Source organism: Rhizobium yanglingense (genome assembly GCF_977109285.1).
On sequence record NZ_CDSAWY010000004.1, the window covers coordinates 751,225 to 764,858 of the forward strand.

Annotated in this window: 8 protein-coding genes and 4 pseudogenes; 5 read left to right on the top strand and 7 right to left on the bottom strand. The window is 60.6% G+C overall.

Going from position 1 to position 13,634, the window contains the following annotated elements; genetic code table 11:
* Window positions 1–2 precede the first annotated feature (2 nt).
* From ACW4PC_RS08725 to ACW4PC_RS08735, 3 genes and pseudogenes are all read left to right on the top strand, one after another.
* Entirely contained in the window at window positions 3–1,064 is a 1,062-nt protein-coding gene (locus ACW4PC_RS08725) for an ABC transporter ATP-binding protein (RefSeq protein WP_455873497.1), read from the top strand.
* 112 nt (window positions 1,065–1,176) lie between these two features.
* On the top strand, window positions 1,177–1,338 hold the full coding sequence (locus ACW4PC_RS08730) for a hypothetical protein (RefSeq protein ID WP_455873498.1): 162 nt from the start codon (window positions 1,177–1,179) through the stop codon (window positions 1,336–1,338).
* Between the two features lie 60 nt (window positions 1,339–1,398).
* A pseudogene (locus tag ACW4PC_RS08735) lies at window positions 1,399–1,705 on the top strand (NIPSNAP family protein).
* Between the two features lie 54 nt (window positions 1,706–1,759).
* Here ACW4PC_RS08735 and ACW4PC_RS08740 read toward each other — a convergent pair.
* The 5 genes and pseudogenes from ACW4PC_RS08740 to ACW4PC_RS08760 all read right to left on the bottom strand — a co-directional run bounded on the left by ACW4PC_RS08740 (window position 1,760) and on the right by ACW4PC_RS08760 (window position 7,158).
* Window positions 1,760–2,761: an ABC transporter ATP-binding protein gene (locus ACW4PC_RS08740; protein ID WP_455873499.1), complete on the bottom strand. Its 1,002-nt coding sequence runs from the start codon at window positions 2,759–2,761 to the stop codon at window positions 1,760–1,762.
* A gap of 11 nt (window positions 2,762–2,772) precedes the next feature.
* Complete coding sequence (locus ACW4PC_RS08745; RefSeq protein ID WP_455873500.1) at window positions 2,773–3,837, bottom strand: Gfo/Idh/MocA family protein; 1,065 nt, start codon at window positions 3,835–3,837, stop codon at window positions 2,773–2,775.
* Window positions 3,834–4,677: pseudogene (locus ACW4PC_RS08750) on the bottom strand (carbohydrate ABC transporter permease). Before ACW4PC_RS08750 ends, ACW4PC_RS08745 begins: the two are co-directional and overlap by 4 nt.
* A 12-nt stretch (window positions 4,678–4,689) precedes the next feature.
* Window positions 4,690–5,589, bottom strand: coding sequence for a carbohydrate ABC transporter permease (locus ACW4PC_RS08755; protein ID WP_455873501.1), 900 nt, complete (start codon window positions 5,587–5,589; stop codon window positions 4,690–4,692).
* Between the two features lie 286 nt (window positions 5,590–5,875).
* Window positions 5,876–7,158: pseudogene (locus tag ACW4PC_RS08760) on the bottom strand (ABC transporter substrate-binding protein).
* Between the two features lie 534 nt (window positions 7,159–7,692).
* Between ACW4PC_RS08760 and ACW4PC_RS08765 the strand changes: the two are divergent.
* A pseudogene (locus ACW4PC_RS08765) lies at window positions 7,693–8,578 on the top strand (BadF/BadG/BcrA/BcrD ATPase family protein).
* Complete coding sequence (locus ACW4PC_RS08770) at window positions 8,575–9,336, top strand: GntR family transcriptional regulator (RefSeq protein WP_455873502.1); 762 nt, start codon at window positions 8,575–8,577, stop codon at window positions 9,334–9,336. The pseudogene ACW4PC_RS08765 and the gene ACW4PC_RS08770 overlap by 4 nt, the downstream one beginning before the upstream one ends.
* 40 nt (window positions 9,337–9,376) lie before the next feature.
* On the opposite strand, the gene ACW4PC_RS08775 is transcribed toward ACW4PC_RS08770, so the two are convergent.
* Both ACW4PC_RS08775 and metH read right to left on the bottom strand, forming a co-directional pair.
* Window positions 9,377–9,604, bottom strand: coding sequence for a type II toxin-antitoxin system Phd/YefM family antitoxin (locus tag ACW4PC_RS08775; RefSeq protein WP_455873503.1), 228 nt, complete (start codon window positions 9,602–9,604; stop codon window positions 9,377–9,379).
* A gap of 110 nt (window positions 9,605–9,714) precedes the next feature.
* Window positions 9,715–13,488 carry a methionine synthase gene (gene metH, locus ACW4PC_RS08780; protein ID WP_455873504.1) on the bottom strand — a complete coding sequence of 1,258 codons (3,774 nt, stop codon included), beginning with the start codon at window positions 13,486–13,488 and terminating at the stop codon, window positions 9,715–9,717.
* Window positions 13,489–13,634: the final 146 nt, after the last annotated feature.

The following is a 13,634-nucleotide window of genomic DNA, read 5'->3' on the forward strand; positions in this document are numbered from 1 at the left end:
CCATGTCATTCCTCACGCTGACCAATCTTCAGAAGTCCTTCGGCCAGGTTCAGGTCGTCCATAATTTCAACATGAGCATCGAGAAGGGGGAATTCGTCTCCTTCCTCGGGCCGTCGGGCTGCGGCAAGACCACGGTGCTGCGCATGATCGCCGGCTTCGAAACGCCGAGCGGCGGCAGCCTCTTCATCAACGGCAAGGATCAGCGCCCGCTGAAGCCGAACCAGCGCAACATCGGCATGGTCTTCCAGGCTTACGCACTGTTCCCGAACATGAACGTGCACGACAACGTCGCCTTCGGTCTCAAGGTTGCGGGCATGCCGAAGGCCGACATCGATGCGCGCGTGAAGGAAATGCTGGAGCTCATCCGCCTCGACCATCTCGCTGATCGCTTCCCCTACCAGATGTCCGGCGGCCAGCAGCAGCGCGTGGCGCTTGCCCGCGCGCTTGCCGTCAAGCCGCAGGTTCTGCTGCTCGACGAACCGCTCTCTGCGCTCGATGCGAAGATCCGCGTGTCGCTGCGCGAAGAGATCCGCCTCATCCAGCAGAAGCTCGGCATCACCACCATCTTCGTGACGCACGACCAGGAAGAGGCGCTCTCGATCTCCGACCGTATTGTCGTCATGAATGCCGGCAAGGCGGATCAGATCGGCACACCCTTCGAGGTCTACAACACACCCGCAACCCGTTTCGTCGCTTCTTTCGTCGGCACGCTGAACATGATCGAGGCGAAGGTCGTCGATCCGGCGGCAAACCGCATCCAGATCGGCGACCAGGGCGTGACGCTCAAGCAGTCGCTCGCAGCCTACAAGGCGGGCGAGACCGTTTCGCTGGCGCTTCGTCCGGAAGCGGGCTCGCTTTCCGACAGCGTCAAGAGCGATACGGCGCTGACCGGTCAGGTCATCTCCGCCCACTTCCTCGGCTCCGTCATCCGCACCCGCATGAATGTCGGCGGCAACGTCATTTCCTTCGACATGTTCAACAGCCCGGGCGTCACCCCGCCGCAGGCAGGCGAAACCGTCACCCTCCGCTTCATGGCCGCCGACCTGCTCGTCGTGCGCGATTGATCTTGCTTGAATAATCGGACAAGGGCGCCATTCTCCGTGGCGCCTTTTTTCCGGGCACGGTTAACTACCGTGATGCCGCCATCAGGAAAAAGCGCTTGAACTGACGGACTGCATGGCGCATGCACCGGATATCCCCGTCCATAAAGCAGCGCTACCTGCTTTTCATCGCCGCACTCGCCTTCATTCGCGGGCTCTACCGGATGGCAAGGGCGATAGCGTCGAAGCCGAAGTCGGCATCGAGGAACTTACCGAGCGGCCTGCGACAAGCTCGTAAGCCACATCCCCAACGGCCGGACAGCAGTTTTGCCCGGCAATCAACATTCGAGGTATTTCAATGATTACCTGCCATTTGCGCTACGTCCTCGACCCTTATAAGATCGCGGAGTTCGAGGAATATGCTCGGCTCTCGGATTCCGATCGTCAATCGGATGGGCGGCTCCCATCACGGCTACTTCCTGCCGTCGGAAGGCGCCAACAACATTGCCGTTGCCCTCTTTTCGTTCCCTAGCCTTGCCGCCTACGAGGATTATCGCACGCGCATGGCGACGGACCCCGAATGCCAGGCAGCCTTCGAGCTCGACCACCGCAACCGCAGCATCATCAGCTACGAACGAAGCTTCATGCGGCCCGTCCTCGGATAAGCTGAAGATAACGGTATGAAAAGCCCGATCGAAACCGGGCTTTTATTTTGTGGCCTAACGGATCGCTTGGTCCTTGGCATCGAAGCGATGCATGTGCGACTTGTCCGGTGTCGCATAGACGATCTCGTCCGGCTCGTACTTGTGCTCGCCAAAGAGGCGCGCTGTCAGCAGGCCGCACTGGTCGGTCTCCAGATAGACGATCGTATCGGCGCCAAGATGCTCGACATGCACGATTTTCGCCTTCCAGGTCCCCTGCTCGCGTGAAAGCGTCAGATGCTCGGGACGAACACCGATCGTCCTCGCCTCTTTGTCGCTGAGGTTTTCTGCCGGGATAAAGTTCATCATCGGTGAGCCGATGAAGCCAGCGACGAAGACGTTGGCCGGACGATTGTAGAGTTCCATCGGCGAACCGACTTGCTCGATCGCACCGGCGTTCAGCACGACGATCTTGTCGGCCAGCGTCATCGCCTCGACCTGGTCGTGGGTGACGTAGATCATCGTGGCCTTCAGGCTGCGATGCAGGCGGGCGATCTCCAGGCGCGTCTGGACGCGCAGCGCTGCATCGAGATTGGACAGCGGCTCGTCGAAGAGGAAAAGTTCCGGTTCGCGCACGATGGCGCGGCCGATCGCGACGCGCTGGCGCTGGCCGCCGGAGAGCTCGGCCGGCCGGCGCGCGAGATAAGGCCCCAGCGACAGCATCGACGATGCCTTGCTAACGCGCGTCTCGATCTCGTCCCTCGGCATTCCGGACTGCTTCAGGCCAAGCCCCATGTTGTCCTTCACGGTCAGGTGGGGATAGAGCGCGTAGGATTGGAAGACCATGGCGATACCACGCTTTGCGGGCGGCGTCAGTGTCTCGTCCTTGCCGTTGATGAGGACGGCGCCGGACGTCACGTCTTCGAGGCCGGCGATGCTGCGCAGCAGGGTCGATTTTCCGCAGCCGGACGGTCCGACGAAGATGACGAATTCGCCGTCCCTGACCTCAAGGTCGATGCCCTTCAGCACCTCATGCGTGCCATAGGTCTTGCGTATGGATTTGAGTTGAAGCGATCCCACTAGTCGTTCCCTTACAGTTTGACCGGATTGCCGGTGCGCACGCTCTCATCGGCGGCGAGGCAGATTCTTAGCGATGCGACGGCATCTGCCATGTGGCGATTGAGGTCGAGATCCTCGCGAATGGCCTTGAGCATGAAGGACTGCTCGCGGTCGCAGAGCTCCTGATGGCCGGGTTCGCCCGCCATCGTCATGTCCTGATCCGGATTGATGAACCTGCCGTCCGGCCCGGTCTCGGCATTGTGCAGCCGGATGACGGAGGTCTTGGTGTGCGTGTCGATGTCGTCCGATTTCGCCTTCGGGTCCATGACGATCGAGACCGCCCCCTTCGGCGACATGACATCTTTCACGAAGAAGGCCGTCTCCGAGATCATCGGCCCCCAGCCGGCCTCGTACCAGCCGACGGAACCATCCTCGAAGATCACCTGCAGGTGGCCATAATTGTACATGTCCGGCGCGACCTCGCCGGAAAGCCGCAGCCCCATGCCGCGCACCTCGACGGGCTTGGCATCGGTGATCTGGCACATGACGTCGACATAATGCACGCCGCAATCCACGATCGGCGATGTCGTCTGCATCAGCGATTTGTGCGTCTCCCAGGTCGGACCGCTGGATTGCTGATTGAGGTTCATGCGGAACACATAGGGCGGCCCAAGTTTTCGTGCTTCCTCGATCAGCTTCATCCAGGATGGATGATGGCGAAGGATGTAGCCGATCACCAGCTTCCGCCCGGCCGTCTTCGCAGCCGCCACGACGCGCTCGGCGTCGGCGACGGTCGTTGCAAGCGGCTTCTCCACGAAGACATCGCAACCGGCCTCAAATGCGGCGACCGCATAGTCGGCATGGCTGTCGGAATAGGTGCAGATGGAGCAGAGGTCGGGTTTCAGCTCGGCCAGCGCCGTCTTGAAGTCCGGATAGATTCCGTAGCCCTGCAGCTCCGGCGCAAGCTCCGGCTTCGAGCGGTTGACGAGACCGACGATTTCGAAGTCCGAGTTGTTGTGATAGGCGAGCGCATGGCTGCGGCCCATATTGCCGAGCCCCGCGACGAGAACACGGACCGGCTTCTGCGAAACGGTCATTTCACTGCTCCGGAGGTGATGCCGCGGATCAGCTGCCGCGAGAAGATGACGTAGAGCACGAGGATCGGCAGGATCGCCAGCGACAGCGCAGCCAGAACCGCGTTCCAGTTGGTGACGAATTGCCCGATGAATATTTGCGAGCCGAGCGTGACGGTCTTTGTCAATTCGGCCGGCGCCAGGATCAGTGGGAACCAGAGATCGTTCCAGATCGGGATCATCGTAAAGACCGCAACCGTCGCCATCGCCGGGCGCACAAGCGGCAGCACCAGCCGGAAGAAGATTGCGTATTCGGAAAGCCCGTCAATGCGGCCGGCATTCTTCAGGTCATCGGAGACCGTGCGCATGAATTCCGAACAGGATGAAGATCGCCAGCGGAATGCCCTGCGCCGTATAGACGAGAACCAGCGCTGTCAACGTATTGACGAGACCCGCCGCCACCATGCCCTGCAGGATCGCGACCGTGCCGAGACGGATCGGGATCATGATGCCGATCGCCATGTAGAGGCCCATCAGCGTGTTGCCGCGGAAACGGTATTCGGAAAGCGCGAACGCCGCCATCGCGCCGAACAGCAGCACGAAGAAGATCGAGACGACCGTCACGATCAAGCTATTCTGGAAATAAGTCGCGAAGTCGCCCTGCCCCAGCACCGTCTGATAGCCGACAAGGCTGAAGGTCGAGGGCGTCGGAACCTGCAGCGGCGAACGGAAGATCGCGTTGCGGTCCTTGAACGAGTTGATGATCGTGAGAAACACCGGAAAGACGGCGACGAGCGTGTAACCGATCAAAGCCAGGTGAACGAGCCCGGTGCGGATCGGCGATGTGCGTGCTCTGTTGGACATGGACCACGCTCCTCAGAACTGATACCGGCGCATGCGCCGCTGGATGGCAAAAAGGTAGAAAGAGACGCCAGCGAGAATGATTAGGAACATCGTCGTCGCGATCGTCGCCCCCATGGAACGGTCGCCGAGCTGCAGCTGGAAGCCGAAGAAGGTGCGGTAAAGCAGCGTTCCCAGAATGTCGGTCGACATATTAGGGCCGGCAAGCGCGCCCTGCACCGTGTAGATCAAGTCGAATGCGTTGAAATTGCCGACGAAGGTCAGGATCGAGATGATGCCGATCGCCGGCAGGATGAGCGGCAGCTTGATCTTCCAGAACTGTGCCCAGCCGGTGATGCCGTCGCATTCCGCCGCCTCGATCACCTCTTCGGGAATGCTGAGCAGCGCCGCGTAGATCAGCATCATCGGGATGCCGATATATTGCCAGTTGGAAATAAGCGAGACGGCGACCAGCGCCGGGCCGGACTGGCCGAGCCAGGGCGCGAAGAAGGATTTCATGCCAACAAGGCTCATCAGCCAGGGTGCAACGCCCCAGATCGGCGAGAGGATCAGCTTCCAGATGAAGCCGACGATCACGAAGGAAAGCAGCGTCGGCAGGAACATCGCCGTGCGGTAGAAGGCGACGAAACGCAGCCGCGGCGTGGACAGGAGCGCTGCAAGCGCAACGCCGATCGGATTCTGCACGCACATATGAATGGCGAAAAAGATTAGGTTGTTGACGAGCGCATTCCAGAAATCATGCGCCCAGCGTGGATCGCCGAACAGCACCTTGTAGTTCGCAAGGCCAACGAAGGCGGGCACGCCGTCAACCACATTGTAGAACGAAAGCCTGAGCGTTTCGATCAACGGCAGGATCATGATCGCCGAGTAGACGACGACTGCCGGGAGGAGAAAGACGCCGATATGCCAGCGCACCGGGCGCTTGAGCGGACCACATCGGCATGTCCGTTGTCAGCTCGGCTCATGGTTGCTGGCTCGCTATTGCTATCGGTCTCGCGCCGACGGCGCTGTCCTCGGGTGTAAATCGGCCGCCCCTCACACCGGGACCCAGTCTGCGCCGCCTCGGCGGCGCGGGAGAACGTGCTTCTCACGCAAAAGACTGCGCTGGCGCGAGAGGTCGCCGCGATTCTCCTGCTCGCCGCCAGCAGCAGAGAAGGTGGCCGGCAGGCCGGATGAGGGCCGACACCTCCTCGCTGGCGGCTTACTTGGCCGGCTTGTACCAGCCGTCGAGACCCTTCTGGAGCTTTTCGGCAGCGACTTCCGGCGTATCGGTGCCGTTGATGACGTTGGCTGATTCAATCCAGGTTTCGTTTTCCAGGTTCGGCGTGCCGCGCTGACAGGATCTGGTAGGTCGAGCGGATCGGTCGGCTTGCACGGGCCGCGCCAGGAAACGAATTCCTGGGCAAGCGGATCAGTCATTTTCACCTGGCGTGGAATTCAGGCTGAAGAAGCCCGGTAGCGCGTTAGCATAGATTTCCGCGAATTCAGGTGAGGCAACCCAGGTCAGAAACTTCTTGGCTTCCTCGGAATGGGTGCCCTTGGCGTTCAGACCGATACCAATATCCGTTGATGGTCAGAGATGTAGCAGGCATCACCGGCGTTCTGAACCGGGGGCGGAAATGCGCCCATCTTGAATTGGGCCTGAGCTATTGAAGAGCGCCAATTTCCCACGAACCAGCCGGATAGATCGCGGCGCGCCCGAGCGTGAACAGATTCTGGCTGTCGGGATAGGTCTGCGCTTCGAAGCCGTCGCCGAGATAGGGCTTCCACTTAGCGAGCTCGCGCGTAAGGCTCGACCCACGGGGCATCCGTCAGCTTCTGCTTGCCGTCGATCAGAGCCGTGCGGCCTTCTTCGCCCTTCCAATAGGTTCGGCCCGATGTTCTGGATAGCCCATGGTTGCGGCTTCCCACAGGTCCTTGGTGCCCATCGCCATGCGGGATGTAGGTGCCGTCAGCCTTGATCTTGTCGAGCAGCGGCGAAGAACTCGGCCTCCGTCTGGTGCGGGATCTGGATGCCGAGCTTGTCGAAGGCATCCTTGTTGTAGATGAAGCCGTGAATCACCGAGGCCATCGGCACGCAGAAGGTAGTCTTGCCGTCGTCGGTCGTCCAGGCGGCCTTGCGCAACCATCCGAGAAGTTTTCCATGCCCGGGTAGGTCGTTCAGGGATGCAAGATGCACCCTTGCTTAAATAGCGCAAGCGAGGCGTCGAAAGGCACGGCAGGTGATGATGTCGCCAGCGGATCCAGCTGTCAAGCTTGGCATTCAGTCGCGGCGTTGTATTCCGTCGGCGCCGTCGGCGAGAAAACGAGCTTGATGCCCGGGTTCTTGGCTTCGAAGGCCGGGATGATCTTTTCCTGCCAGATCTGCAGGTCGTCGTTGCGCCAGCTTTCGATCGTCAGCGTGACGTCCGCAGCATGGGCAAAGCCAGCAGACGTGAGCAGACTGGAGGCAAGCAGCAGGCTTTTCAGAGCAGTGTTTTTCATTTCCCTCTCCTGTTTTAAGCGCCGCAGGGCGCTATCTCGGTTCTGAAACAAGCAGTTGGCGTGCCTGAGGATTACACCCAAGGCCCCCTTGGAAGGGCCGCCAGCAACTGCCGGCCCCCGAAAGCTCGACGGACACGGAAAGCAAAGACGCTGCCGGCCCGTATGCGCCCTCCCGATACGCTGAACCGGGCGCGATAATCTCCTAAGGAAAAAGCTGCAGGCGGCTTGGTCTCCATGACGTTTGCGCCGAAGCGGCAATCGTGATGCGACCTTCTCTCAAAGAAACCGGCGAATGTCCTGATGCCGGTTTTTCTCTGCCTCTACGTGCTGTTCCCTTTTCCGGAATTAAGGCCAAAAAAATACCAATTGTCCAGTCGATTTTAACTTTTGACACCAAAAAAATCTCGGTTAAAAATTTTATCGTTTAAAATCAATAATATAAAAGAGCAAAATTTTCGAACCAATTCTGCTTGGTAAATGGTATTTTTTTGGTATTGTAGCAAAAACCTAAAGGATGCAGCGTTCGGAGGCTCGATGACGGAATTGGCAATCGGCATAGACGGGGGCGGATCGAGCTGCCGGGCTGCAGTTGCGGACAGCAAGGGCAACGTTCTGGGCCGCGGCAAGGCGGGGCCTGCCAACATCCTGTCCGATCTCGATAACTCTCTCCTCAATATCATCTCGTCAGCGCGCGAGGCTCTGCGGGATGCGGGTCTGCCTGGTGAAACCGTTTCCAAGGTCTCCGCCGTCGTCGGCGTCGCGGGCGCCAATGTCGGCGACTACGCAGCCCGCATCGAGCACGCCCTGCCCTTTGCAGATGGCCATGTCGTCACTGATGCCCTGATCGCGCTTGAGGGCGCCCTCGGCGATTCGGACGGCGTCATCGGCGCCTTCGGCACCGGCTCGGTCTACAATGCCCGCAGGGACGGCAAATTGCGAGGTATCGGCGGCTGGGGCTTCGTCGTCGGTGATCAGGCAAGCGGCGCGCGCCTCGGCCGCGACCTATTGGAAAAGTCTCTGCTCGCCTACGACAAGGTACGCCCGTCTTCGCCGCTGACGGTAAAGCTCATGACCGAGTATGGCGACGACCCCGAACAGCGTCGTCGAATTCGCCCACGCCTCGAAACCCAAGGAGTTTGCCCGATACGCGCCGCTTGTCTTCGATTACGCCGCACAGGGCGACGAGATCGCAACAGGCATCATCAAGGACGCCGCTGCGACGATCGGCGATAACCTGGACGCGCTCCTCTGGCCGGAATGCCCAGCCATCTGCCTGCTCGGCGGCCTCGCAAAGGCCTATGAACCCTGGCTCGCCGAGCGGCACAAAGTCCTTCTCCGAGAGCCGAAAGGCGACGTCCTCCAGGGCGCGATCGATCTCGCATTAAAATTTCTTCAGGAGCGACAGAAGGGTGCGGCATGACGGATGATTTCGCCAGCATCCTTTCGCCCGAGCGCCTTCAAGGCGGCGGCAGCGGCCCGCTCTATGTGAAACTGCGCCGCATCCTTGAAGAAGCCATTCGCGCCGGCACGCTTGGCCACGGCGATGCCTTGCCGCCGGAGCGCGACATTGCGGAGTTCGCGACCGTCAGCCGAGTCACGGTCCGCAAGGCGATAGACGAACTCGTCGCGGACGGTCTGCTTGTGCGCCGCCACGGCTCCGGCACTTTCGTTGCCAAGCCGGTCTCGAAGGTCGAACAGCGGCTGTCCCAGCTCACCTCCTTCACCGAGGATATGGCCCGCCGCGGCATGACCTCGCGCTCCGAGTGGCTGCATAAGGGCATCCACACGCCCTCGCCCGACGAGATGATGAACCTCGGCCTTGCCGCCGATATCAAGGTCTCACGGCTGAGCCGCCTGCGGATTGCCGACGACCAGCCTCTGGCGATCGAGAATGCCAGTGTCTCGGGCGAATTCCTGCCGGACCCTTTCGTGGTGACGACATCGCTCTATGCCGAACTCGAGAGGCGCCAGGTTCGTCCCGTCCGCGCGGTGCAGCGCATCTCGGCCACCAATATGAAGGAGGCCGACGCCCATCTGCTTGGCGTCCCCGTTGGCGCCGCCGGCCTTTCGATCGAGCGTATCTCCTACCTCGGCTCGGGGCGTGCCGTTGAATTCACACGCTCGCTCTATCGCGGAGACGCTTATGATTTTGTGGCGGAGCTGACGATCGGGGCCTGAGACCTACGACCTTCCCAAGCTGCGATGTCCTCCTCGTCCATCAATTCGAAAAAGTTCGGACCGGTTCCGATAGCTTTTTCTTTGAGAAAACCAATCCGAAACGAGATCTGCGCGGGGCGTCGGCTTCGCAACCGGCTTCTGTACCCTTCACAATAACCACTGCTTCGCCAGCGCGTGCGGCCTCAATCAGCTTCAACACATTGATCTTGGCGGCGCAGACAGTCACCGTCATCAGCGCACCCTGAGCCGACTTAGCGATCTGCTCCATATACTGCCGATTTTCCGGGCTTTAGAGATATCACAAGAATAAACCCGGAAAGTGAAGCACTTTTCCGGGTTTCTTGAATCAATGCCTGAAGACATCGTCTACGCCACGCGTCACGCCGCGTCGTCGATCTCCTCGGCAGCCTTGCGCGGCACGTAGTTGAGCACCGGCCCCAGCCAGCGTTCCACTTCGGAAATCTCCATGGCCTTACGCGCGGCATAGTCCTCGACCTGGTCGCGCTCCACCTTGGCGACGCCGAAATAATAGCTGTCGGGGTGGCCGATATAAAGGCCGGAGACCGAAGAACCGGGCCACATGGCGTAGCTTTCCGTCAGCTTCACGCCGGCTGCCTTTTCGGCGTCGAGCAGGCGGAAGAGCGTCGCCTTTTCCGTGTGGTCGGGCTGCGCCGGATAGCCCGGCGCGGGGCGGATGCCGGCATATTCCTCGGTGATGAGTTGCTCGTTGGTCAGCGTCTCGTCCTTGGCATAGCCCCAATATTCGCGCCGGACCCGTTCGTGCATGCGCTCGGCGAAGGCCTCGGCGAAGCGGTCGGCGATCGCCTTGACGAGGATCGAGGAGTAGTCGTCGTTGGCACGCTCGAACCGCTCCGCGATCGCAATTTCCTCGATGCCCGCGGTCACCACGAAGCCGCCGACATAGTCCCCGACGCCGCTCGAAACCGGCGCGACGAAATCCGACAGCGCGATGTTCGGGCGGCCATCGCGCTTGGAAAGCTGCTGGCGGAGCGTATAGAAGGTCGCAAGCTCTCCGGCGCGCGCCTCATCGGTGAAGAGACGGATATCGTCGCCGGTACTATTCGCCGGCCAGAAGCCGATGACGGCGCGCGGCCGGAACCACTTCTCGTCGATCACCTTCTTTAGCATCGCCTGCGCATCGGCCCAGAGGGCACGCGCCGCCTCGCCCTGCTTCTCATCTTCGAGGATTGCTGGGAAGCGCCCGCGCAGTTCCCATGTCTGGAAGAACGGCGTCCAGTCGATATACTTGGCGATCTCCGCCAGATCATAGTCCTCGAACACCTTGGTGCCGATGAACTGCGGCCTTGTCGGCTCGTAGGCAGCCCAATCCACCTGCTGCGCATTCTCGCGGGCGCGGGAAAGCGGCAGACGAACCTTCTCGGCCTCGCTGCGCGCATGCGCAGCGGCAACCTTGGCATATTCGCCGCGGATATCGTCGATATAGCCCTGGCGCGTATCCGGAGACAGCAAGGACGAGACGACGCCGACGGCGCGGCTTGCATCCGTCACATAGACCGCCTGGCCCTTCGCATAGCCGGGATGGATCTTCACTGCGGTATGAACGCGGCTCGTTGTCGCGCCGCCGATCAGGAGCGGGATATCGAAGCCCTCGCGCTCCATCTCGGCTGCCACATGCACCATCTCGTCGAGCGACGGTGTGATGAGGCCCGAAAGGCCGATGACATCGACTTTTTCGGCCACCGCCGTCTCCAGAATCTTTGTCGCCGGCACCATCACGCCAAGGTCGATGATCTCGTAATTATTGCAGGCAAGCACGACGCCGACGATGTTCTTGCCGATATCGTGCACGTCGCCCTTGACCGTCGCCATCAGGATCTTGCCGGCAGTCTTCCTGTCGTCGCCGCCATTGAGGCGCTTTTCCTCTTCCATGTAGGGCAGCAGCACGGCGACCGCCTGCTTCATCACCCGCGCCGACTTGACGACCTGCGGCAGGAACATCTTGCCGGAACCGAACAGATCGCCGACGACGTTCATGCCGGCCATCAGCGGACCTTCGATGACATGCAGCGGACGTGCCGCCTTCTGGCGGGCCTCTTCAGTATCGGCCTCGATATATTCTGTGATGCCGTTGACCAGAGCGTGTTCAAGGCGCTTCTCGACCGTCCACTCGCGCCAGGAAAGATCCTGAACTCTGGCTTCCTTCGTCCCTGCGCCACGGAAACGCTCGGCGACTTCGAGCAGGCGCTCGGTACCATCCGGGCGCCGGTTAAGCACGACGTCTTCGCAGGCTTCGCGCAGCTGCGGATCGATCTGGTCGTAGAGCGCAAGCTGGCCGGCATTGACGATGCCCATGTCCATACCCGCCTGGATGGCGTGGTAGAGGAACACGGCATGCATTGCCTCGCGCACCGGCTCGTTGCCACGGAACGAGAAAGACAGGTTGGAAACACCGCCGGAAATATGCACCAGCGGCATGCGCTGGCGGATCGTGCGCGTCGCCTCGATGAAATCGACGCCGTAATTGTTGTGTTCCTCGATGCCGGTGGCAACGGCAAAGATGTTCGGATCGAAGATGATGTCCTCTGGCGGAAAGCCCGCCTTCTCGGTCAGGAGCTCATAGGCGCGGGTGCAGATATTCACCTTGCGCTCGTAAGAGTCCGCCTGTCCTACCTCATCGAAAGCCATGACGACGACGGCCGCACCGTAGCGGTGCAGCAGCTTCGCCTGGGCGAGGAAACTCTCCTCGCCTTCCTTCAACGAGATCGAGTTGACGATCGCCTTGCCTTGAACGCACTTAAGGCCCGACTCGATGATCGAAAACTTCGACGAGTCGATCATCACCGGCACCCGGGCAATATCCGGTTCGGCGGCGATCAGGTGCAGGAACTCGACCATCGCCTTTTCGGAGTTGATCAGGCCTTCGTCCATGTTGACGTCGATCACCTGCGCGCCGTTTTCCACCTGATCGCGGGCGACGTCCAGGGCCGCATTGTAGTCGGCGTTGGTGATCAGCTTGCGGAAGCGGGCCGAGCCGGTAACGTTGGTGCGCTCGCCGACGTTGACGAAAGGAATGTCCTTGGTCAGTTCGAAAGGCTCGAGCCCCGACAAAGACATAAAAGGCCGGTGTTCCGGGATCGGCCGCGGCTTGTACTTGGCAACCGTCTCGGCAATCGCGCGGATATGTTCCGGCGTCGAGCCGCAGCAGCCGCCGACGATATTGACGAGGCCCTCGCGGGCGAAGCTGTCGATCTGCGCCGCCATCAGCTCCGGCGTCTCGTCGTACTGGCCGAATTCGTTCGGCAACCCGGCATTCGGATAGGCGCAGACGAAGGTGTCGGCAACACCCGCGAGCTCCTGCAGATGCGGACGCATCGCATTGGCGCCGAGCGCGCAGTTGAGGCCGATTGTGAATGGTTTGGCGTGGCGCACCGAGTTCCAGAAGGCCGAAGGCGTCTGTCCGGACAGCGTGCGGCCGGAAAGATCGGTAATCGTGCCCGAGATCATCACCGGCAGGCGGATACCCTTCGCTTCGAACCGCTCCTCACAGGCAAAGATTGCAGCCTTGGCATTCAGCGTATCAAAAATGGTCTCGATGAGGATAATGTCCGCGCCACCGTCGATGAGGCCATCGATCTGCTCGCCATAGGCAATGCGAAGCTCGTCGAAGCTGATCGCACGGAAACCCGGATTGTTCACGTCCGGCGAAATCGAGGCAGTGCGGTTTGTCGGGCCGATGGCACCCGCCACGAAACGGCGGCGGCCATCTTCGCGCTCGGCCCGGATCGCCGCGCGGCGCACGATCTCGGCACCCTCTTTATTCAGCGCGTAGACCTCGCCTTCCATCTGATAATCGGCCTGCGCGATGCGGGTCGAGGAGAAGGTATTGGTTTCGAGAATATCCGCGCCAGCCTTGGCGTATTTATAGTGGATTTCCTCGATCGCATCTGGCTGCGTCAAGATCAGTAGATCGTTATTGCCCTTCTGGTGACAGGCGCAACCGATGAAGCGATCGCCCCGGAACTGGTCCTCATCGTAGGCGAGCCCCTGGATCTGCGTGCCCATGGCGCCGTCAAGAACGAGGATTCGCTCGCCCGCGGCTTTCCGCAAAGCTGCAAAGACTTCGCTGCCGTCGCGTTTTGCTCCTTCGGGGCCGAAAAGATTGTCGAACACGGGCGGACTCCTTGACGTCGTTTAAAGACCAGAGTGACCAAATCACATAAAGATATCTTTATGTCAATATATGCCTGACGTTTCCGGTTTTGCAACGCTTGGCGAGTGACAGACCAGAGCGTGCTCTATATAGGCTTTTCGCAAGG

What these genes read in the sequence shown, in the direction of transcription:
- ACW4PC_RS08775 (WP_455873503.1), bottom strand. Translation starts at nt 9,604, where the DNA reads ATGGAGCAGATCGCTAAGTCGGCTCAGGGTGCGCTGATGACGGTGACT.
- ACW4PC_RS08745 (WP_455873500.1), bottom strand. Translation starts at nt 3,837, where the DNA reads ATGACCGTTTCGCAGAAGCCGGTCCGTGTTCTCGTCGCGGGGCTCGGC.
- ACW4PC_RS08730 (WP_455873498.1), top strand. Translation starts at nt 1,177, where the DNA reads ATGGCGCATGCACCGGATATCCCCGTCCATAAAGCAGCGCTACCTGCT.
- ACW4PC_RS08725 (WP_455873497.1), top strand. Translation starts at nt 3, where the DNA reads ATGTCATTCCTCACGCTGACCAATCTTCAGAAGTCCTTCGGCCAGGTT.
- ACW4PC_RS08770 (WP_455873502.1), top strand. Translation starts at nt 8,575, where the DNA reads ATGACGGATGATTTCGCCAGCATCCTTTCGCCCGAGCGCCTTCAAGGC.